Origin of the sequence: Flavobacterium ginsenosidimutans, assembly GCF_003254625.1 — a bacterium.
Lineage (GTDB): Bacteria > Bacteroidota > Bacteroidia > Flavobacteriales > Flavobacteriaceae > Flavobacterium > Flavobacterium ginsenosidimutans.
Window position 1 is genome coordinate 103650 of sequence record NZ_QJRJ01000074.1, and the last position, 21227, is coordinate 124876.

Consider the following 21227-nt stretch of genomic DNA (forward strand, 5'->3'; position numbering starts at 1 on the left):
CAGATTTTAGCAGATTTTTTTGATCTACTTGATTTAAAGCTGAATTTTTGAAAAATTTTGTATTAATCTCGCAAACTTGCAGAGGCGTGAAGTTTTTTAAATAAGATAAGGCAATAAGTTTTTAAAGTTTTCACGCAGATTTTGCAGATTGAGCAGATTTGATTAACAAATAAATATCTGCAAAATCTGCTTAAATCTTTTAAAATCTGCGTGAAATAAAACTTTGCGCCTCTGCGACTTTGCGAGAAATTGACTTTTACAAATTCTCGATCTGAATACGCTTTTTATCGTTCGATTGTTTGAACGATGTAGGAGTAAAGCCTGTAATTTTTTTAAATTGATTACTCAAATGAGCTACATTACTGTAGTTGAGAATATCGGCAATTTCGCTTAACGAAAGTTCATTGTAAATCAATAATTCTTTTACTTTTTCAATTTTTTGACTTATGAAATACTTTTCAATAGTCGTATTTTCAATTTCTGAAAACAAATTGCTTAGCGAATTATAATCTTGATTCAGGTTTTCTGCTAAATAATCAGACAAGTTGATTTTAAGTTCATTGTTTTTATGATGCACTAAATCGACAATCAGATTTTTTATTCTTTCGACGGTTTTTGTTTTTTTATCGTCAATTAAATCAAAACCTAAAACTTGAAGGTTTTCTAATAAGACTTCTTTTTGCTCGTCGCTGATTTCTTTTTCCAATTCGACTTCACCCAATTCAACAGAAATAGTAGGAAGTCCGAGTTTTTCGAACTCAGACTTTACTACCATTTTGCATCGGCTGCACACCATATTTTTGATGTAAAGCTTCATATTATTTAATCGTTTCTACCACGTTTCCGCAAGTAAGCATAGAAGAACCGTAATACGGATTCTTAACTGCTTTCTCTTTGCTTAACCAGTCAGCATCTGCCATTGGGCAATATTGTTTGTAGATTGGTTGTTCTGGATTAGAAACTTTTATAAGATCGTAAGTGCTTTTAGATAAAGATTTAAAAGTCTCGCGTTGTTTCTTAAGATCTGTTGTTGCTGAAATACTTTTAGCATCGGCAGTTAATTTTTTAACCACTTTCATCCAAACTGTATGTTCGTTGCTTTTTAGTTTGTCCATTTTTACTGCAGTAATCGCTGTCAGTAAGTCTTTGGCTTTCGCCGAAGTCAATTTGCTGTCACTTTTAATAAGTGCATCTTTTACAGTAAAATAAGCATCATAAACAGATTGAAGCTGACTCGCATCAACGATTTCTGTTGTTCCTGATTCTAATTTTGCTGTATTTGCCTGAATGTTATTTGTACTAAATAATACTGTAAGTACTGTTGCTAAAGCTATGATTGATTTTTTCATTGTATATAATATTTTGGTAAAGGATTTTAATTTCCTTTAAAATTAATTAAAAATTTAGTTTTAAAAAAGACCCAATATGGGCTGTCATAAATAGGGAGAATTATATTTTCGGCTTTAGCCAAATAGAAGTAAATCCAGAAGAAATTGTAGAGTTACTGTAAAATGAAATAGTGTTTTTTAAAGAAAAATTAAAAACATCATTTTGTAAATCAAGATCATTTGAAGTTAAAATAACAAATTGCAATGCAGAAGTTGTACAGCCAGAATGACGACATTTTCCGTCACAATTGTGTTTTTCCTGTTTTGAAGTTTTCTTTTCACAGCATTTTTTAGAACAGCTGTTGTCTTCTTTAGAAGCAACTTCTTTTTGATGCCCCATATTGCATGCGTAAGTATAACTCGGATTCAAAAAGAAACTTAGCGTTATAAAAAGCAGTATTATATGGATTTTCTTTTTCAAAGAAATTGTTTTTTAGAAGTACAAATTTAGTTAAAAATGTTTGGGAAAATTACTTTTTAAGATTTCGATAACTACAGTTTCTTAAAATCAGTCGGTTTCATGTTTTTACGTTTTTTGAAATAATTCGTCAAATGACTTTCGTCTGTAAAACCAAATTCGTAGGCAATCTGTTTAATTGGCAATTGATTGTTATGAAATCTTTTTTCGATTAAAGTCGTTCTTAAATTATGAATGTATTCGCGATAACTGATACTGAAAGTTCTTTTGAAATAAGCACTAAAATAGGTTTGAGCAATATTAAAATGATCTGCAATTACTTTTACCTGAACCAGTTTTGGCTGATAAATATTCTGATGAATGTAATTAGCAATTTGTTCGCTATCCAAATGAGTCGATTTCATCTGTAAATTCATACCTCGGATTGTTTCTTTAATTAAACCAAAAAGAGAAAGAATCTGATAGAAAACAATGGGAGAGGAGGTGACATCTATATAATGTCCGTATGTTACAATGTTTTCAACGGTATTTTTTAGAATCGTTTTGCAAGGTTCGTCAAACTTCAAAACCATTTCTTTCAGGATTTTATCGCGCATGAAACTTTCGGGAGTATTTACTAAAAATTCATCGCAAGTAAGATTCTGTTTGGAGTTGAAATAATTATCAGTGAATTTGATAAAAATGAATCGGGTACTTTTCTTTATATCAAAATAATGTTCGTCGTCTGGCGAAATAACAAATAAATCTCCTGCTTTATACGGAAGCAGATTATTGTTGAGGTGATGAATTCCGCTTCCTTTCTTTATATAGATGATTTCGTAATACGTATGAGTATGCGGAGGAAGATGAAATTTCTCTTCTTCAAATTCATCAAGAACAAGCGTTTTAAACTGATTTAATTTCGGCATAACCTAAATGTACAATTTTATATCGCAAATTTACAACTTTTTTTAAGGTTAACGGTGTTAATTTTGCGTCGTAGAAATCTATTCCTTTCTACAATAATCAAAATGAAAAAAAGTCTTATTGCACTCTCTTTAGGAGGGTTAACTATTGGTATTACAGAATTTGTAATGATGGGATTACTCCCAGATATTGCTTCAGATATGAAAGTTTCAATTCCAGTTGCAGGATATTTAATTTCATCTTATGCACTTGGAGTTGTTATTGGAGCGCCTTTGTTAGTAATCGCAGGAAGAAATTATGCGCCTAAAAAAATGCTTTTAATTTTAGCTTTAATGTTGGCAGTTTTTAACTCATTGTCAATTATAGCTCCCGATTATAATGTGTTATTTGCTTCTCGATTTTTGTCTGGTTTACCACACGGAGCATTCTTTGGAGTGGGAGCGGTAGTCGCAAGCCGTTTGGCAGATAAAGGAAAAGAAGCGCAAGCAATCTCGATCATGTTTGCAGGTTTAACGATTGCCAACTTAATAGGTGTGCCAATTGGAACTTATATAGGCCACCACTTTATTTGGCGATATACTTTCGTATTAATTGCTATTGTTGGATTATTGACTTTTTTGGCAATTTATTTATGGATGCCAAATCTTGAAAAAGGAGAAAGTGTAAATATGAAGACACAGCTTCAGTTCTTTAAGAAAACAGAAGCATGGCTAATTATCGGGATTACCGCAATTGGTTTTGGAGGTCTTTTTGCTTGGATAAGTTATATTGCTCCTTTATTAATTAATGTATCTAAATTTTCTCCAGAAGATGTCTCTTCAATCTTGATTTTGGCAGGATTAGGAATGGTTGTTGGAAATTTCGTTGGAGGTAAATTGGCAGATAAATTCTCGCCAGCGCCAACTACATTAGCTTTATTGTTAGTAATGTCTATAGATTTAATTCTAGTTTACTTTTTCTCATTCAATCAATATGTATCGCTGTTTCTTACTTTCTTGACCGGAGCTATTTCATTTTCGGTTATCGCGCCAATTCAAATGCTAATGATTCGTACGGCAAAAGGAGCAGAGATGATTGCCTCGGCATCACTTCAAGGAAGTTTTAATATTGGTAATGCTTTAGGTGCGTTTTTAGGCGGATTGCCTTTGGCGGCAGGACTTAGCTATTCTTCTCCAAACCTTATTGGAGTTATGATGTCAATTATAGGAATGATTATTACATTTATACTGATGAGGTTACATCAAAAACAAGTGCAGTTGCAGCATATTTAAATACAATTTAGTTACCTTTTTTAAGCCCTTAACGTTTGTTTAAGGGCTTTTTTTATGTCTATAATGAAAATTTTATAGAACACATTTCTTCTAGAGGCCATTTTTATCAGAAAATAAACTTTAAAAACACACTCTTTTTTCTGTTTAATTTTAATTTTTTTTAAATTTCTTCAATTTTTTAAGTGTAAAATCCACACCTAATAATTTCGTAATTAATATTCCTGTAATCGATTGTTTTTTTTGCAAAAATCAAATCAAATGAACGATTAATAATAATATATTTAATATTTTATGTTGGTATAAATTATATATCTAATATAAAAAAGCGATAAAATTTCTGATTCGTAATTTTTTTTATGAAATTTTTGGCAAAATTTATTTTTCGCTTAAAAAAAATATCTATGTTTGTGTAATCGATTACAACTTTTTTTTCGATGTTCGAAATCGATTAAGTATTTCGATTAGAAAAGGAATATAAATGAAGCAGAAATAAGACGTCGAAAAATTTTAATGTTAAAACAAAACCACAAGTAATAATTATAAGAATGAATTGAAAAGTAACCACAAAAAACCACTTAAACCAAACGAAAAAACATTAATTAACTTAAACAATCAACCATGAACTTTAAAGAATTATTAAACAAAGGAGCAGATTTTTGCTCTAAACTTGTTTTCTTACTGTGCTTATTGATCGGTAGTCAAATACACGCACAGGGCACAACGATAGAGGGAACCGTGAAGGATGCTGCGGGACTTTCTCTTCCTGGGGTAAACGTCTTAGAAAAAGGAACTAAGAACGGAACTTCTACCGATTTTGACGGGCATTATAAATTGAAACTGACCAATTCAAAAGCCGTATTGAGTTTTTCTTTTATAGGATTTAAAACGATTGATATCTCTGCTGACGGTAAAACGAAAGTAAATGCAACTTTATCTGAAGATTCAAATAACTTAAATGAAGTTGTTGTAATTGGATATGGAACTTCTAAAAAATCTGATTTAACAGGAGCGGTTGCAACGTTTTCTGGAAGTGAGGTGCGTAAGATTCCGGTTCCAAACGTAGCAGAAGCCTTGACAGGACGTATTGCCGGAGTTTCTGTATCCTCTTCAGAAGGTTCGCCAGATTCAAATGTTCAAGTGAGAATTCGCGGAAACGGATCTTTAAGCCAAGATGCTTCTCCTTTGTATATTGTAGATGGTTTTCCTGTAAACAATATCAACGATATTTCTTCATCAGATATTGAAACGATGACGGTATTAAAAGATGCATCATCTACAGCAATTTATGGTTCTAGAGGAGCTTATGGGGTTATTATTGTTACAACTAAAAAAGGTAAAGATGGTAAAATAGCTGTGAACTACAATATGTTCTACGGAATGAAAAAACTGGCTAATACTATTGACGTAACTTCTCCAGAGGACTATGTAAAATGGCAATATGAATATGCTTTACTTGATCAGAATGATAAAACCATTTTGAGCAACCCAAGTTCTTATACCAAATATTTTGGTAATTGGCAGGATTATGATATGTACAAAGGTATGAAAGGAAATAACTGGCAGAAGCAAGTTTTTGGACGTACAGGTGAAGTGCAAAGCCGTGACTTATCTATTCGTGGTGGAAGTGACAAAATGAATTACAACTTCAACTACGCACATTATGATGAAAAAGCAATTATGCTAGGATCAGATTTTAAGAGAAACAACTTATCTCTTGCGTTAAATAGTAAAGCTTCAGATAAAATAGATTTAAGTTTTACAGTTCGTTATTCTGATACTGAAATTAATGGTGCAGGAATGAACGAACAAAATGAAGTTTCATCTGCAGATTCTCGTTTGAAAAATGTTGTAGGATATGCGCCAATTCCAATTCCTGGATTAACAACTGATGATACAGATGAAGCTGTAGCCAACAATTTAGTGCATCCTTTTGTTTCTATTGTAGATAACAATCGTGAGCAATTGAGAAAAAACTTTAACACATTAGGAAGTTTTTCTTGGAAACTTACTTCAGATTTAATTTTTAAAACAGAATTAGGTTTAGATAACTACAACTATCAAGATTACCGTTTCTACGGACGTACGACTTATTACGTAAAAAATAACCCTGCGGCAGAAAGACAAGGTATGCCTGCAATGATAATGTCAGATAGAAAAGATACTCGTTTTAGAAATGCAAATACGCTTAATTACGATTTGAAAAAAATAGTTGGCGAGAATCATAGTTTGAAATTGCTTTTAGGAGAAGAATCTATAGATTATAAAAGAAATGATTTAACGAATACAATTCAAGGATATCCATTGTCTTTCGAGTTAGATGAAGCAAAGAAATTAACTACACAAGGAACTCCAGTATCAGTTGATAATTTCTATTATCCAGACGATAAATTGCTTTCTTTCTTTGGACGCGCAAATTATGATTATAAAGACAAATATCTTTTTACAGCGACTTATCGTGCAGATGGTTCAAGTAAATTTTTAGGAGATAATAAATGGGGCTTTTTCCCAGCAGCAGCAGCAGCTTGGAAAATATCTGGAGAAGAATTTATGAAAAATGCTTCATGGGTTAACCTGCTTAAATTAAGAGTAAGTTATGGTGAAGCAGGTAATAATAATATTCCAACTGGACAAATGGTCCAAAGTTTTATTTCTTCTACCTCAACATGGATCAATGGTGTTGATAACTATTGGGCAGCTTCTAAAACAATGGCCAATCCAGATTTAAAATGGGAAACTACAATTACACAAAACATCGGTTTAGATTTTGACTTATTCAAAAATAAAGTAACTGGATCTGTCGAAATGTATAAAAATAAGACGAAAGATTTATTAATGCTTTTCCCAATTTCTGGAGGTTATGATAACCAATATAGAAACATGGGTGAAATTCAAAACAGCGGTGTTGAAGCGACTTTGAACTTAAATCTTATTGAAAGACCTAAATACGGAGTGAGTTTATCTTTCAATGCTGCATTTAATACCAATAAAATCAACTCACTTGGAGTAATGGATAATTTTACTGCATCTTCTGGATGGGCTTCTTCATCAATTACTGGAGATTATTTAGTAAACGTAGGACAGCCATTAGGTATCATGTATGGTTATAAGAGCGATGGGCGTTACGAAGTTTCAGACTTTGATTACAGTGCAGGGGCTTATACTTTAAAAAATGGAGTGCCAGATGCTACTACAGTAGTAGGAAAGATGCAGCCAGGTGCTATGAAATTAAAAGATATCGATGGCGATGGTAAGGTAGATGCTAATGATCTTACGGTTATTGGAAACGCTAATCCAAAAAGTACTGGAGGTATGGTGTTAAATGCTAATGCTTATGGATTTGATCTTTCTGCAGCTTTTAACTGGAGTATTGGAAATGATGTTTACAATGCAAATAAAGTGGAGTTTTCTACATCAATTCCAAATGGGCAATATAGAAATTTAAATTCTGAAATGGCTGATGGAACAAGATGGACAAACTTGAATACAACTACTGGACAGTTAGTTACAGATCCAACGGAATTAGCTGCTTTAAATGCAAATACTACAATGTGGTCTCCTTATATGCCTCGTTATGTTTTTAGTGACTGGGCTGTTGAAGATGGTTCTTTCTTGAGACTTAATAATTTAAGTTTAGGTTATACTACACCAGGCGATTTAACTTCTGCTTTAGGAGTTTCTAAGCTAAGATTTTATTTTACAGCTAGTAATGTTTTTGTTTGGACGAAATATTCAGGTCCGGATCCAGAAGCTTCAACTAGAAGAAACACGCCTTACACACCGGGTGTTGATTATTCAGCATATCCGCGAAGCAGACAGTTTATTTTTGGTTTAAACCTTAATTTTTAATTCAGTAAAACTTTCACAAGATGAAACATAAAATATTAATCGCAGGAATATTTGTAGCAAGCTTTTTTACTTCTTGCTCAGATGATTACTTAGATGCTCCAGCAAAATCAACACTAGATGAATCGGTTATTTTTTCTAGCCCAGGATTAGCTGAATCGGCAATTGACGGAATTAAAATTCCATTTGCTGAGACCAACTCATACAGAGGACGTTTTCTTCCTTTTTATGGATTAAATACAGATACAGAATGGTACAATTCTTCTCAGACAGTTAGCGACGCTTCTGATTTATGTACTTATGATGCAAAGCCAAATAACTCTCAGATGAATACAACTAACAATGCTTGGGCAATGATGTATTCAGGTATTGAGCGTGCTAATATCTGTATTCGTGGTTTACGTACTTATGGTAATCCAACACCAGGATCAGAGTTAGGATATTTGTTAGGTGAAGCCTTGACATTAAGAGCAATTTATTATGCCGATTTGGTAAAAGCTTGGGGAGATGTGCCTGCAAGATTTGAGCCATTAAACAATGCAACTATTTATATTGAAAAATCAAGTCGAGATGTAATTTACAAACAACTTCTGGCTGATTTAGCTGAAGCAGCAACATTGGTTCCTTGGCCAGGTGAATCTACTGCGACAAGTACAGTTGAAAGAATTAATAAAGCTTTTGTAAAAGGATTTCGAGCTCGTTTAGCATTAGCGGCAAGCGGTTATCAGCAATATCCTGACGGAATTAGAAGAAGTACAGATCCTGAATTATCTGTTGCAAATATGTATGCATTAGCTTTATCAGAATCTCGTTCTGTTATTGCTAGCGGTTCAGCACATTTGGAGTCTTCATTTGAGACATTTTGGAAAAAATACAACCAAGAAAATATTACAGCAGGAGGAGAATCTCTTTGGGAGCTTCCTTTCTCAGATGGTAGAGGTCGTATGTTATTTACTTTTGCAGTTCGTCATACTACAAATGACCAGTTTCATGCTAACGGTGCAAATCGTGGTGGTGTAGCAGGACCACTTCCAACAGTATTCTACGATTACGATCAAGCAGATACAAGAAGAGATGTAACTTGTGTTCCTTATAAATATGGTACAGCAGTAAACAATATTGCTAAACAAGAATTGGGAGCTTTAAATACTTGGTATTTTGGGAAATACCGTTACGAATGGATGACTCGTTTTGTTACTTCAACAAATGACGATGGGGTGAACAAAATTTATATGAGATATGCAGAAGTTCTTTTAATTGCAGCTGAAGCAGCTAACGAATTAGAAGGTCCAGCGGCGGCAGCTCCATATTTAAAAGAAATTAGAAGAAGAGCATTCCCAACAGCAGTTCAAACAGAAAAAGTTGATAATTATGTAAATGCATTGACTAGCAAAACAGCTATGTTTAATGCTCTTGTTGAAGAAAACAAATATGAGTTTACAGGTGAAATGGAGCGTAAACAAGCTCTTATTCGTTGGAATTTGTTAAAAACAAAATTAGATGAAGCTAAAGTAAAAATGAAAAATTTAGCGGATCGTACAGGTGCTTACGCAGATGTTCCAGCAACATTATATTATAAGTACCAATCTGATAATGTAAGCTTAGATATTTATGGTCTTAACCGTGGCGAAACTACAAATCCAGGCGCAGATTATACACAATTCGCTTGGACTTGGACTGGTGCCGCATCAGAAACTAAGATCAATACTTTGTACAAACCAGGGGTTAATCCAGATAATAGACAATTCTGGCCAATCTGGCAGGTGTTCCTTGACGGAAGTAATGGAAAACTGACTAATGATTATGGGTATTAATAACATTCTGAGAATTAACAAAGTAGAATTATGAAAACAAAATATATAACTAGAGGAATAATCGCTGCATTATTAGTTTTGCTGACTTTTTCAAGCTGTGAAACTTTTAATGAAGCTGTTATCGACGATTTAAATGTAACTAGAGCTTTTTCGCCAATAGGGCTTACAGCTACCGTTAGAAATCAGACTACTGTCGAATTAAATTGGACAGTAAAAGAAGATGCAGATCATTATGTGGTAGAGTTTAGTGCAGATGATCCAGAGTTTAAAACCATTTATAAAACCATCAATGTGGCTCCAACAGAACTTCCTGTAAAAGTGGCGCTAGAAGGAGAAACGGTTTATTCAATCAGAGTGAAATCAGTAAGCGCTTCTGGTTTAGATGATTCTAAATGGTCTGTTGTAACTGCTACAACTTCGTCAGAGGAACTTTTTCTTCCAATTCAAGATGGTGATGTAGAAGCAAAACAAGTGACTTTAAGATGGACTCCTAACATTACTGTTACACAAATTGTTGTAAATCCAGGTGCAATAACACATACGATTACAGCAGCAGAAAAAACAGCAGGAGTTGCAGTTGTTACCGGATTAACTGCTGAAACAGCTTATACAGCCGAGTTAATGAATGGTACTAAGAAAAGAGGTACAACAACATTTACGACTGGAATTGATATTGGAACTGGAATTTTGATTAAACCAGAAGACGATTTGAATGCTAAAATTACTGAAGCGGCTTCAGGATCAGTTCTTGTATTAATGCCTGGAGATTATACTGTATTTACAGGCGAGATCGCATTGAACAAATCGATTACACTAAGAGGGCTTCGTACTTATGATAAACCGAAGTTGCATGTGAAATTTACAGTTAATGCAGGAACAGCAAATCTGTCTTTGATCGATCTTGATTTGGATGGAACAGGAATGGATAATGCGGCCGTAATTACTATCTCTGGAGCAAACTCAACTTATGGTGATTTCTTAATTAGCAGCAGTAAAATACATGATTATACTCGCGCATTAATTGCGGCAAACGCAGCTGGTTCTAAATTGTCGTCTTTCACAGTAGATAATAGTATTGTAAAAAATGTAAACACTAATATTGGTGCAGATTTTATCGATTTTAGAAATACGTATGCTGCAAGTATTGTTCTTAAAAACAGTACATTCGACACTTGCTCTATAGGACGTGACTTTGTTAGAGCTGATGCTGTAGTTTCTCCAAATGGTTTCTCAGGAACGGGATTAACTACAAATGTATTAATTGACAGCTGTACATTATACAATGTATCAAATACAGTTGCTCCTAAGAGAATATTGTACTTACGTTTTGCAAGTAATAACTCAACAGTTAAAAACACGTTGATTACTTCAACAACTGCAATTTTTACCAATCAGCCAGCGACCAATCAGCCGACATTTAATAAAAACTATTACAATGATGCGGTAAGTTTTATAGACGCAACAATTACTAATAATAAAATTGATGCATCAGCAACTACTGCAAATCCACAGTTTGTTGATCCAGCAAATGGAGATTTCACAGTTAAAAATCAAACGTTGATTGATAACAATATTGGAGATCCAAGATGGTTAAAATAAAATTTCATGGTTAGTTAATAGAAAAGCGGAATACATTTTTGTATTCCGCTTTTTTTATGAATCTATATTTTTACAAAATGATTTCTAATTTATTCAATTATAAAATCGAATTTTTCAAGTAATCCTGCGAGCGCTGTATGTGAAACTTTTGTGCCTTTTATTTTGTTTTCTGACGGATCAAAAGAATAATTTTTAGAAGTTCTGAAATCAGTTTTCTCCAGAATACTTTCCACGAAAGTGGCGCCAGAAAGATCACAATTTTTAAAAATAGCCAGAGATAAATCGGTATTTGATAAATCTGTTTCTTTTAAAGAACAATCGACGAAATTGGTTTTCTTGAGCTTTTTATAAATGAAAGTCGAATAATCTAAAATGCAATCCTCAAAATTCATCGAAAATAAAAAACTATTGCAGGCGCTGAAATCAAGTCCCATCAATTTGCATCCAATAAATTTGATGTTTTTCAACCCAGTGTTTTTTAAAACAGCCAGCGAAAGATTGCAGTTTTTAAAAGTAGAATCTAGAAAGTCATTATGACTCAAATCACTTTTAGAAAAGTTACAGTTAATGAATTCGCAATTAACAAATTCGGTATTGGCTAAACTTTGATCCGAATAATCGATCGATTCAAAAGTTCGGTTTTGATATAATTTTGATTCCATATAAATTTTAAAAAAGCGTATAAAGTTTTATTCTAATTCGATACAATCGAAAATAGTATTGTTTTGAAGTATTTCCGCAACATTCAATTCGCTGTCAACTCTTAGAATATTGTCGCAGTCTTCAAGGTCAAAATTCCACTCAGAATTAGGTAATAATTCATTTAGAAATACAGAAGCCGATTCAAATTTGGCCTTATTATCAACGGAAGTTTTAAAAACATAAATCATAATTTGCATTTTTGAGGAAGCAAATTTCTGAAAAACACCCACATATTTGTTAGGATTCTATAATCAATAATTAGGACTTATCAATCATTTTTCGGTATCGAATAGGAGAGATTCCTTCTGCTTTTTTAAAAAATCGGCTAAAGTAAGATTGATCTTCAAAGCCTACTTGCGTTGCGATTTCACCTACAGAAAGAGTAGTTTGAAACAGTAAATATTTAGCTTCTAATAATATGTTTTCGTCAATCCATTTAACCGCCGATTTTCCAGTTACAGTTTTGACACATTTGTTTAAATGGTTTGGAGTGACATTTAATAGCGAGGAATAATAATTAACTTGGTGTTGGACTTTTATATGATCATGAATCAGCTCTTTAAATTTTCCCGTAATTACTTCTGCTGCCGAAATGCTTTTAGAAGTTTTTACCGCATTTTTATTCATTTCATAAAACAACGTAATAAGATACGATTGCACAATATTCAAATCTGTAATTGTGGTTTCTGAATATTCCTTTTTCAATCGTTCCAAGATATTAGTAATTGGTGTAATATCTTCAGGAGCGAGTTTAATTTTCGGATTTCCTGAAATCTTTAAAAAATCAAAATCATTCAGCAGTTCGCGGCTTCCGTATTTTCGAATTAAAATATCAGGATGAAACTGGCAGATATAGCCTTTATGAATGTTATTAATATTATCAAGCGAAAAAATCTGCCCAGCCGGAACCATTATCATTTCGTTATCAGTTGTGATATGTTCCTGATAACCCAATTTCATAACATGCTGACCTGAAGAAATAAAAATTAAAGTATGGCAAGAATGTTTAGAAGGCGGAACAGGATGCTGCATCTGCATCATTTCTTCTATTTCAAGACAGAAAAAATGATCAGAATTCGACTTGAAAAGCAAATGAATAGGATTGTCCTCTCCTAAAAACTTTTCTCGAAATCCTTTTGGACCATAGGTTTTTATTTTTTCTGCCTGCTTCTTTTTCATTTTTAATAATATAATCTAAAATCAAGCAGTTTGCATAGATTGTAATGTTTGGCATAAAGATCTTCGACAACTTCAAATAAATTATCGTTTTCCTGATACAAACTAAAAAAAGCTTTATCAATCGTGCTGCAACTTGCAATTTTATTATAAGTCGATCCGTAGCCAGAAATTGCTCTCGCTCCAGTTATGTCTAAGAAATATTGTGCTTCTTCTTCATTTAAATCTAAAACTTTCAGATTCGCAAAATGAATAATTTTGCCTTTCATTTTTCCTTCAAACAATTCAGCAATTTCTTCGATGCTGTAATAGTAATCGTGAAGACAAATATTGTTTTCCTGACCTGGCATGGCAAGATAAATAATTTCATAATCTTTGAAATTATGATCTTCGTAAAGTAAAATATTCAAACTTTCTTCCAAACCTTCGATTGTATCACAAGTTTTATGAATGCTTGAAATTCCTTGGTCAATGGCCAATTCTTCCAAACATTTTACCACATTAGTTGGGGTATGATCGTCTATATCTTTGACGCCTTCAAGGCAGAAAATAAATTTTTCATTATCCATGCAGTTTTTCTTTCTGGTATTTAGGGATTGAAATTCTTCTTTTTTTGTTTCTAACAAAAGTATTTTTTCTGAAATGAAATCTAGCATAGAAAATAGAATTTAACGTGCTTTTTAGATTTTAAACTTTGGTTAAAGCCGAGTAAATTTTTAAGCGTATTTTTGTAAACCGAAAATAAATTATACATGATACAAATTAATCAGACGGCATCTTTTGCTCTCGAAGATATATTATTCTCTTTTGCTCTTGAATCTGAAGCAGCAGAAGTTTTTAAAGGACAGAATGTTTTATTTACCGGAATTGGAAAAGTAAACGCAACTTATGAATTGACAAAGGCGATTCAAAAGAAAAGACCTTCTGTGATAATAAATTTAGGTTCGGCAGGAAGCAGCTGTTTTCAAAAAGGTGAGGTAATTTGCTGTACCAAATTTATACAAAGAGATATGGATGTTCGAGGCTTGGGATTTGCATTATACGAAACACCTCTTTCTAATTTACCTCCAATTTTAGAATACGGTTTATTGATGGATAATCTAAAAGAAGGAATCTGCGGAACAGGCGATAACTTCGAAATGGAACATTGTTCAGATGCCTACAATGTGGTTGATATGGAAGCTTATGCTCTAGCCATGATTGCCATGAAGGAAAATATTCCGTTTTTAAGTTTAAAATATATTTCTGATGGAGCCGATGATAATGCCGCCGAAGACTGGACGGTTCAAGTTCATAAAGCAGCAATTGCTTATGGAAAAATTTTGGGATTGATAAAAGAATCAGAAGCCATTTCTTAATTGAAGTGGCTTTTGTCTTTTTAGGAAGTTGCTCCGGCGGAGCAAAATATTTGTAGCATAATTCAAATCCGCAAATTCAAAAAGCTCCAGCGGAGCGACATGTAAATCATATTTAGGTATATTATTTTTATAAATACAGCTCAAAAACAGCAAGAATACTTATTCTAACATAAAACTGATAAGTATTTGATGGGGTATTTTAAAGAAATGGATGAGGTTGAGTTAATAATGCTTTAAAGAAACTTTTTAACTTTATAGCTTTCATTTTTAATGAAAAACTAATTAACTATTGAAACCAAAATGATTTTAACTATGAAGAAAATTGTAATGCTGTGCTGTACTTTTCTGTTTATTGGAAAAGCAATGGCACAGGAAATTCCACTACTATCTAATATTTCAGCCAGAAACAATATTACATTAAACGGAAAATGGAGATATATTGTAGATCCTCTCGAAAACGGATATTATAATTACCGTTTAGAGCCTTTTAAAAACAATGGATTTTTCGAAAATAAAAAATGGAACACCACAGAATTAAGCGAATATAATTTTGTAACCTCAGCAGTTATGGATATTCCGTCAGATTGGAATTCGAAAGATCAAAGATTGTTTTTTTATGAAGGAACGGTTTGGTTTCAGAAAGATTTCAATTATAAAAAAGATGCTAAAACCAAAGGCATTCTTCATTTTGGAGCGGTCAATTATGATGCGAAAGTTTATGTAAACGGAAAACTAGCAGGAACTCACGTTGGTGGTTATACGCCTTTTAATTTTGATGTAACCGATTTGTTAGTTGATGGAAACAACTTCGTAGTAGTAAAAGTCGACAACAAACGCCATAAAGACAACGTACCAACTGTAAACATGGATTGGTGGAATTACGGCGGAATCACAAGAGATGTGACTTTGGCCCAAGTTCCGAATACGTATATCGAAGATTATTTGGTTCAATTGGATAAAAAAGAAAAAGGGAAAATTTCTGGTTGGATAAAACTAAATACAGAAACGGGAAATCAAACGGTTTCAGTTTCTATTCCAGAATTGAAAATTAAAAAAAGCGTTACCACCGATACTAAAGGAATGGCATATTTTGAAATCAAAGCCAATCCAGTTTTATGGACGCCTGAAAAGCCAAAATTGTATGACGTAACCATAAGTAAAGCAGATGAAAATATTGCCGATCAAATTGGTTTTAGAACCATTGAAACCAAAGGCAAAGAAATTCTGTTAAACGGAAAAAAAGTCTTTTTACGCGGAATCAGCATTCACGAAGAAGCGCCTTTTAGATCCGGAAGAGCTTGGTCTCAAAATGATGCGATCACGTTGTTGACTTGGGCAAAAGAATTAGGCTGTAATTATGTTCGTTTGGCGCATTATCCGCACAACGAAAATATGGTAAGAGAAGCTGAAAAAATGGGATTAATGATTTGGTCTGAAGTGCCAGTTTATTGGACTATTTCTTGGACAAATGCCGATACTTATGCCAATGCCGAACGCCAATTGCACGATATGATTTACAGAGATAAAAACCGTTGCGGAATTGTAATTTGGTCAATTGCGAATGAAACTCCGCATGGCGATGATAGAGATGTTTTCTTAAGCAAATTGGCAAAATACGCTCGAACACAAGATAATTCTCGTTTAATCAGTATGGCGATGGAAGTTACTTCGAGCTCCAACAATATCAATACACTTCACGACAATATGAATGAATATGTAGATATTGTGAGTTTTAATCAATATTTAGGCTGGTACAGAGGAACTAACGAATCTTGTAAAGACATGCAATGGGTAATTCCGTATAACAAACCCGTTATTATAAGCGAATTTGGTGGTGAAGCTTTGCAAGGTTTACATGGCGATAAAAAAGAACGCTGGAACGAAGAATATCAGGAAGAATTGTATATTCAGAACACACAGATGTTCAATCGCATTGAAGGTCTAGCAGGAGTTTCGCCTTGGATTCTAGTTGATTTCAGGTCGCCAAGAAGACAATTGCCAAATATTCAGGATTTCTTCAATCGTAAAGGTTTAGTTTCAGATCAAGGAATTAAAAAGAAAGCTTTTTATGTAATGAAAGATTGGTACAAACAAAAAGAAGAAGAATATAAGTAAGTTAGAATAAAGTGAAAAAGTCTTCAAAGTCATTTTTATTTACGAGATTTTCTAATTAATTTTTGTCTGAAAAGTTGTATTTTTGGGGCGATAAAAAATAATGTAAATACATATTCTATCAAATCGTTTTTTAGTATCGTACAGAACAAATTATGTAATCTACATATTTCTTATTTTTAAAGTCGTAATTATTATCTTTGAATTATGAGCACATTAACAAGACCAAATCACATCGGGAGAAAAATTAGCCGCATTCGTGAACTGAAAGATATGAAACAGGAAGCATTAGCGCAGGCATTAGGAACAAACCAACAAGCTATTTCTGCTATTGAAAATAGTGAAGCTGTCGATGAACAAAAATTAATAGAAATTGCAAAAGCTTTGGGAGTAACTGTTGAAGCTATAAAGAATTTTTCTGAGGAAGGAGTAATTAATTATTTTAATACTTTTACAGAAAATGATTTTAGCCATAGTCAGGGAACTAATTTTGGAAGTAATAATGTATGTACATTTAATCCATTAGATAAATTAATAGAATCTGTTGAAGAAAATAAAAAGCTTTACGAACGCCTTCTGCAAGCTGAAAAAGATAAAATCGAATATTTAGAAAAGCTATTGAAAGATAAACATTGAAAGAGACTTAAAATAAGTCTCTTTTTTATTAAAATAATTTTAATAAAAGTTATGGAATAGATTTAAAAAACAAAATAAAGGGTAATTACCCTTTATTTTGTTTTTTAAATAGTTTTTTATTTATATTTGCAAAGGTAAATACCCTTTTTATGGAAAAATTAAATATTAGTTCTCTATTGAATTCAATATTTACTGATGATGAAGTAAATATAAAAGAGATTTTTGATGCAAAGTTGCTTGAATATAATTTAAGTAAAACAAAAGCATTGAAGCTTCTTAATATTGATAAAGATGTTTTCGAAGAAATAATTAGCGGTAACGCTAAGCAACCTAACTTAATAAATATAGTGAAGATTGCTGAATTTTTAAATTTTGAAATTAACAGCTTTATTAAATTGGTTCTAAGAAATCAAAGCACAGAAAATATTTCGTCTATTGAAAATGCCAGAAAGGCGACTTTCATTGTGAAAAACTTTGATGTAAAGACATTAACGAAGCTTGGATTTTTTGATGGATCTGATGATACAAATAAATTAGTTGATAAGATACTGTGTTATTTTGGATATGAATCTACTTATGAATTTGAACATCAATTGGAGGAGCCACTCTATAGTAGAGTAAAAAAGAACCACTCGGATAAGATGAAGGATTTTTGGGTTAAATCCGCTTATCAGACTTTTAGAATAATAAATAACCCGAATGAATATGATAGAGACAGATTAAAAGAATTAATTGTAAAAATAAAACCTTATTCTCAGGATGTGGAGAACGGATTGCTCACTGTTTGTAAAGCACTATACAATATTGGAGTTACAGTTATTTTTCAAAATTATTTATCGACTACCCAAGTTAGGGGAGCCACTTTTATAATTGCTGGAAAACCTTCTATAGTAATTACTGATTTTAATAAAATGTATCCAACATTATGGTTTACGCTTTTACATGAGCTTAATCACGTACTTTTCGATTATGAAACAATTGAATCAAGTAGTTTTCATTTGTCTGGTGAAGATGATTTATTTCTAATTGAAGATAAAGCAGATAATTTTGCAAGAGATTTCTTTTTTTCTGTAGATAAATTTAATTACATAAAAAAATATATAAATAATCCTTATTTGGTATCAAAGTTTGCTATTGAAAATGAGATACATCCATCAATAATTTATTCTTTTTTTACTTGGTATCAAAAAAAACTATATGGAAAAAATTATCATGCTGCATATAAGGAACATTATCCAGATTATTTTAGTGCAATTAAAAGACTTAATCCAATTTCATGGAATGAAACGAGTTTAAAAGAAGCGAGTGAAAAGATAAAATCCGTTTTAGAAATAAAGTAATAATTTATGGAAAATAATAAAAAAATAAAAGACCAAAGTCTAAGTCAGGCTGATCTTGAGAGATTTGAGCTTTTACAAAAAGCAAATGAGAAGGTTGGAAAACAGTTGACAATTAATTCAGAGTCAGGTAACTTAGAAGAATTCAACGAATTAAAAGAATTAATTGATAAAGATTTTGAAAATCCAGAAGAGAAGTATAATCTTTATTATAGAGGTATTAGAAAATTACTGATAGATTTTTTACCTAAAGGAAAGGATTATAAACAAATAAGAAACATAATTTATGATGAAAAGAATGTGTTTTTAAATTTGGGAAAGAAGAAATCTGATAATAACGGTACTAGAAAATCAGATGGAAGAATGACATATCAACCAGTAATGAATGAGATTTTAGATATTATTGTGAACTGGGTTGGCGAATCACAAAATCCATTTGATATTTATCGTGATTTTTATGAATTAAATGAAAAGTATAATTATGGACATGAGGATTATGATAAATCAACTAAAGCTGTGGCAAAAGCAATGCTTGATCTTAGTAAAAGATAGGAGAACTTTCTTTTAATGCGCTTTAAGAATGGTTAAATAATGTTTTAATGGAAGTAGAAATTATCATAAGATTGCTTTTAGCAACATTTTGGGGAGCTTTAATTGGAGCCGAAAGAGAATACAAAGGAAAAGCTGCAGGACTTCGCACCACAATAATGATTTCTGTTGGAGCTTGTTTTTTTACCTTAATGTCTGAATGGATCGGTGGAGCAGGAAATCCAGACAGAATAGCTTCTAATATTGTAACTGGTTTAGGTTTTCTTTGCGCGGGAGTCATCTTTAGATCAGATAATCATGTTACGGGAATTACAACCGCGGCGACAATATGGTCGGTTGCGGCAGTTAGTATGGGAGTAGGAGCGGGTTATTACTTTGCTTCGGCTTGTGCAGCGATTATGATCATTGTTATTCTAACGATGCTAACGGTTCTTCAAGATAAAATTGACCTCATCAACGAGCATAAAATTCTCCGAATAACCTTCAAACGTTCCGATGATGGTCATGCAAGATGTAAAGAACTTTTTTCGACTTCTGGCGTAAAATCAAAATTGATCACACAGCGTCGTAATGTGGATCATGTTACTTTAGAATGGCAGATACATGGTTCCAAAAATTCGATAGAATCTTTGTATGCCTCGCTTTTAATGGATCCAATTTTTGAAGAATTAGTTTTATAAAAATAAGAATGATGAATTTTAATTTACAACTCGTTTTAGAAAATGATTTTTGTATTCTATCTCCTTTAGAAGAAAATGATTTTGATGATTTGTACCAAGTCGCTTCCGATCCTAAAATTTGGGAACAGCATCCAAACAAAGACCGATGGCAAAAAGAAGTTTTTGAAAAGTTTTTTGAAGGAGCAATCAAAAGCAAAGGCGCTTTTAAAATTATAAATAAAGAAAATGGAGCAGTTATAGGAAGCACAAGATTCTACGATTTCAATCAAGAAGAAGATTGTGTTTTTATTGGCTATACTTTTTATGCTGTTTCTTGCTGGGGAAAAGGTTTTAATTTAAGTGTAAAAAAGGCAATGTTGGATTATCTTTTTGAATATGTTTCTAAAGTTAGATTTCATATTGGTGCCGAAAATATCCGTTCGCAAATCGCAATTTCAAGAGTGAGAGCAAACAAAATTGCCGAAGAAGAAGTTGCTTATTTTGGCGAAAAACCAAAATTGAATTTTGTTTATCAGATTGATAAAAAAGATTGGAAAACACAAAAGCCTTAAACATTCTCGTTTAAGGCTTTTGTGTTTTTATGGATAACCATTTTTATTGTACCAAGTAAGGAACCTGATCGGCTTCGCACAGTCTAAAATAGCCAAAAGCGAAATTATTAGCATCAGTAGTATTGACAATGTTTCCTCTAATATTTCCAGGTGGAACAGAAAACGGATTAGAACTCGAAGCTTCCAAAATTAATTTCCAATAATTAAAGAAGTTTTTAGAAACACCTCTATGTGTAATTGTAACCGTGTTTCCTGGTTTCATGTCCTCTGAATGGGAATATCTTGTACTGATTTCATTTCCGTTATAGAATTCATCATTTGTGATTTCGTATTCTGGGTAAATCAAGAATTCACTTTGATAATCGGTCACGTAAAAATTAGTTTGATCTGCAGGATCGTTGTAATAAAAAGTCAATTCGATTATATCTTTTCCGTCAAAATCAGGAACAATTTTCTGTTCAACTTTATTAATTGGAGTTACAGAAGTCAGTTTTTCAACAGCTGTAAAACTTTGCCCTTCTGCTTCTACAAAAAGTGTGTAATCCATATCAATTACAGGAACAAAATCAGTGCATTTGTAAACTCCAGTTTCAGTTTCGTTAAAAGTAAAAACATCTCCGTTACTGTTTTCTACTCTCACTTGCGCCCCTGAAACTTTTGGCGTAGAATTGTTGTAATAAGGAGCCGTTTTACTGATTTTTATGGTTTGTTCTTTTCCGTCAGTTCCTTTTTTCCAAATGATTTCTGCATCTATTACCAGTTTGGTTTCGCCAGTTTCCAGATCCAGATTGACTACATCTTCGCAAGAAGCGAAAGAAAAAACAAAAAGAAGACTTATTAATGCTAGCACTCTATTCATTACCGTATATTTTTTCAATTTATTCATA

Annotated in this window: 20 protein-coding genes; 11 read left to right on the forward strand and 9 right to left on the reverse strand. The window is 32.5% G+C overall.

Annotated features, from left to right (window positions below):
• Positions 1-256: 256 nt before the first annotated feature.
• The 4 genes from DM444_RS08890 to DM444_RS08905 all read right to left on the reverse strand — a co-directional run bounded on the left by DM444_RS08890 (position 257) and on the right by DM444_RS08905 (position 2714).
• Positions 257-817 (reverse strand): helix-turn-helix domain-containing protein, encoded by a 561-nt coding sequence (locus DM444_RS08890; protein WP_111285745.1) that lies wholly within the window; start codon positions 815-817, stop codon positions 257-259.
• Position 818: 1 nt separating this feature from the next.
• Positions 819-1349, reverse strand: a complete 531-nt coding sequence (locus tag DM444_RS08895) for a DUF3347 domain-containing protein (RefSeq protein ID WP_111285747.1) — start codon at positions 1347-1349, stop codon at positions 819-821.
• Between the two features lie 100 nt (positions 1350-1449).
• Positions 1450-1809, reverse strand: coding sequence for a hypothetical protein (locus DM444_RS08900; RefSeq protein ID WP_239455635.1), 360 nt, complete (start codon positions 1807-1809; stop codon positions 1450-1452).
• A gap of 71 nt (positions 1810-1880) precedes the next feature.
• Complete coding sequence (locus DM444_RS08905) at positions 1881-2714, reverse strand: AraC family transcriptional regulator (protein WP_111285749.1); 834 nt, start codon at positions 2712-2714, stop codon at positions 1881-1883.
• A gap of 102 nt (positions 2715-2816) precedes the next feature.
• On the opposite strand from DM444_RS08905, the gene DM444_RS08910 reads away from it, so the two are divergent.
• The 4 genes from DM444_RS08910 (at position 2817) to DM444_RS08925 (ending at position 11239) form a co-directional block, all read left to right on the forward strand.
• Positions 2817-3983 (forward strand): MFS transporter, encoded by a 1167-nt coding sequence (locus tag DM444_RS08910; protein ID WP_111285751.1) that lies wholly within the window; start codon positions 2817-2819, stop codon positions 3981-3983.
• 618 nt (positions 3984-4601) lie between these two features.
• Positions 4602-7829: a SusC/RagA family TonB-linked outer membrane protein gene (locus DM444_RS08915; protein ID WP_111285753.1), complete on the forward strand. Its 3228-nt coding sequence runs from the start codon at positions 4602-4604 to the stop codon at positions 7827-7829.
• A gap of 20 nt (positions 7830-7849) precedes the next feature.
• A complete protein-coding gene (locus DM444_RS08920; protein WP_111285755.1) occupies positions 7850-9640 on the forward strand; it encodes a RagB/SusD family nutrient uptake outer membrane protein in 1791 nt (596 codons plus the stop codon).
• A 30-nt stretch (positions 9641-9670) separates the two neighbouring features.
• Positions 9671-11239: a DUF5123 domain-containing protein gene (locus tag DM444_RS08925; RefSeq protein ID WP_111285757.1), complete on the forward strand. Its 1569-nt coding sequence runs from the start codon at positions 9671-9673 to the stop codon at positions 11237-11239.
• A gap of 89 nt (positions 11240-11328) precedes the next feature.
• Here the strand turns inward: DM444_RS08925 and DM444_RS08930 are convergent, their stop codons facing one another.
• The 4 genes from DM444_RS08930 to DM444_RS08945 all read right to left on the reverse strand — a co-directional run bounded on the left by DM444_RS08930 (position 11329) and on the right by DM444_RS08945 (position 13686).
• Complete coding sequence (locus tag DM444_RS08930) at positions 11329-11901, reverse strand: pentapeptide repeat-containing protein (RefSeq protein WP_111285759.1); 573 nt, start codon at positions 11899-11901, stop codon at positions 11329-11331.
• 27 nt (positions 11902-11928) lie between these two features.
• Complete coding sequence (locus DM444_RS08935; RefSeq protein ID WP_111286020.1) at positions 11929-12129, reverse strand: hypothetical protein; 201 nt, start codon at positions 12127-12129, stop codon at positions 11929-11931.
• 70 nt (positions 12130-12199) lie between these two features.
• Complete coding sequence (locus tag DM444_RS08940) at positions 12200-13120, reverse strand: helix-turn-helix domain-containing protein (RefSeq protein WP_239455636.1); 921 nt, start codon at positions 13118-13120, stop codon at positions 12200-12202.
• Positions 13121-13122: 2 nt separating this feature from the next.
• Complete coding sequence (locus DM444_RS08945; protein ID WP_111286024.1) at positions 13123-13686, reverse strand: DUF6642 family protein; 564 nt, start codon at positions 13684-13686, stop codon at positions 13123-13125.
• A 183-nt stretch (positions 13687-13869) separates the two neighbouring features.
• Here DM444_RS08945 and DM444_RS08950 point away from each other — a divergent pair, with 183 nt between their 5' ends.
• The 7 genes from DM444_RS08950 (at position 13870) to DM444_RS08980 (ending at position 20340) form a co-directional block, all read left to right on the forward strand.
• The gene (locus DM444_RS08950; RefSeq protein ID WP_111285761.1) at positions 13870-14475 is read left to right on the forward strand and encodes a 5'-methylthioadenosine/S-adenosylhomocysteine nucleosidase family protein; all 606 of its coding nucleotides are present in this window, start codon (positions 13870-13872) and stop codon (positions 14473-14475) included.
• Positions 14476-14787: 312 nt separating this feature from the next.
• Positions 14788-16590: a glycoside hydrolase family 2 protein gene (locus DM444_RS08955; protein ID WP_111286026.1), complete on the forward strand. Its 1803-nt coding sequence runs from the start codon at positions 14788-14790 to the stop codon at positions 16588-16590.
• Between the two features lie 204 nt (positions 16591-16794).
• Complete coding sequence (locus DM444_RS08960) at positions 16795-17223, forward strand: helix-turn-helix domain-containing protein (protein ID WP_111285763.1); 429 nt, start codon at positions 16795-16797, stop codon at positions 17221-17223.
• A 149-nt stretch (positions 17224-17372) separates the two neighbouring features.
• Positions 17373-18563, forward strand: a complete 1191-nt coding sequence (locus DM444_RS08965; protein ID WP_111285765.1) for an ImmA/IrrE family metallo-endopeptidase — start codon at positions 17373-17375, stop codon at positions 18561-18563.
• Positions 18564-18569: 6 nt separating this feature from the next.
• Positions 18570-19112 carry a hypothetical protein gene (locus tag DM444_RS08970; RefSeq protein ID WP_111285767.1) on the forward strand — a complete coding sequence of 181 codons (543 nt, stop codon included), beginning with the start codon at positions 18570-18572 and terminating at the stop codon, positions 19110-19112.
• Positions 19113-19159: 47 nt separating this feature from the next.
• On the forward strand, positions 19160-19789 hold the full coding sequence (locus DM444_RS08975; RefSeq protein ID WP_111285769.1) for an MgtC/SapB family protein: 630 nt from the start codon (positions 19160-19162) through the stop codon (positions 19787-19789).
• Positions 19790-19800: 11 nt separating this feature from the next.
• Complete coding sequence (locus tag DM444_RS08980; RefSeq protein ID WP_111286028.1) at positions 19801-20340, forward strand: GNAT family N-acetyltransferase; 540 nt, start codon at positions 19801-19803, stop codon at positions 20338-20340.
• Positions 20341-20383: 43 nt separating this feature from the next.
• Here the strand turns inward: DM444_RS08980 and DM444_RS08985 are convergent, their stop codons facing one another.
• Positions 20384-21226, reverse strand: a complete 843-nt coding sequence (locus DM444_RS08985; protein WP_239455637.1) for a DUF4249 domain-containing protein — start codon at positions 21224-21226, stop codon at positions 20384-20386.
• Position 21227 lies beyond the last annotated feature (1 nt).

Bases quoted from the DNA above. Each gene is read 5' to 3' on its own strand.
- DM444_RS08955 (WP_111286026.1), top strand. From the start codon at position 14,788: ATGAAGAAAATTGTAATGCTGTGCTGTACTTTTCTGTTTATTGGAAAA.
- DM444_RS08895 (WP_111285747.1), bottom strand. From the start codon at position 1,349: ATGAAAAAATCAATCATAGCTTTAGCAACAGTACTTACAGTATTATTT.
- DM444_RS08975 (WP_111285769.1), top strand. From the start codon at position 19,160: ATGGAAGTAGAAATTATCATAAGATTGCTTTTAGCAACATTTTGGGGA.
- DM444_RS08960 (WP_111285763.1), top strand. From the start codon at position 16,795: ATGAGCACATTAACAAGACCAAATCACATCGGGAGAAAAATTAGCCGC.
- DM444_RS08950 (WP_111285761.1), top strand. From the start codon at position 13,870: ATGATACAAATTAATCAGACGGCATCTTTTGCTCTCGAAGATATATTA.
- DM444_RS08965 (WP_111285765.1), top strand. From the start codon at position 17,373: ATGGAAAAATTAAATATTAGTTCTCTATTGAATTCAATATTTACTGAT.
- DM444_RS08890 (WP_111285745.1), bottom strand. From the start codon at position 817: ATGAAGCTTTACATCAAAAATATGGTGTGCAGCCGATGCAAAATGGTA.
- DM444_RS08920 (WP_111285755.1), top strand. From the start codon at position 7,850: ATGAAACATAAAATATTAATCGCAGGAATATTTGTAGCAAGCTTTTTT.
- DM444_RS08940 (WP_239455636.1), bottom strand. From the start codon at position 13,120: ATGAAAAAGAAGCAGGCAGAAAAAATAAAAACCTATGGTCCAAAAGGA.
- DM444_RS08970 (WP_111285767.1), top strand. From the start codon at position 18,570: ATGGAAAATAATAAAAAAATAAAAGACCAAAGTCTAAGTCAGGCTGAT.
- DM444_RS08930 (WP_111285759.1), bottom strand. From the start codon at position 11,901: ATGGAATCAAAATTATATCAAAACCGAACTTTTGAATCGATCGATTAT.
- DM444_RS08935 (WP_111286020.1), bottom strand. From the start codon at position 12,129: ATGATTTATGTTTTTAAAACTTCCGTTGATAATAAGGCCAAATTTGAA.
- DM444_RS08945 (WP_111286024.1), bottom strand. From the start codon at position 13,686: ATGGATAATGAAAAATTTATTTTCTGCCTTGAAGGCGTCAAAGATATA.
- DM444_RS08980 (WP_111286028.1), top strand. From the start codon at position 19,801: ATGAATTTTAATTTACAACTCGTTTTAGAAAATGATTTTTGTATTCTA.
- DM444_RS08910 (WP_111285751.1), top strand. From the start codon at position 2,817: ATGAAAAAAAGTCTTATTGCACTCTCTTTAGGAGGGTTAACTATTGGT.
- DM444_RS08985 (WP_239455637.1), bottom strand. From the start codon at position 21,226: ATGAATAAATTGAAAAAATATACGGTAATGAATAGAGTGCTAGCATTA.
- DM444_RS08925 (WP_111285757.1), top strand. From the start codon at position 9,671: ATGAAAACAAAATATATAACTAGAGGAATAATCGCTGCATTATTAGTT.
- DM444_RS08905 (WP_111285749.1), bottom strand. From the start codon at position 2,714: ATGCCGAAATTAAATCAGTTTAAAACGCTTGTTCTTGATGAATTTGAA.
- DM444_RS08915 (WP_111285753.1), top strand. From the start codon at position 4,602: ATGAACTTTAAAGAATTATTAAACAAAGGAGCAGATTTTTGCTCTAAA.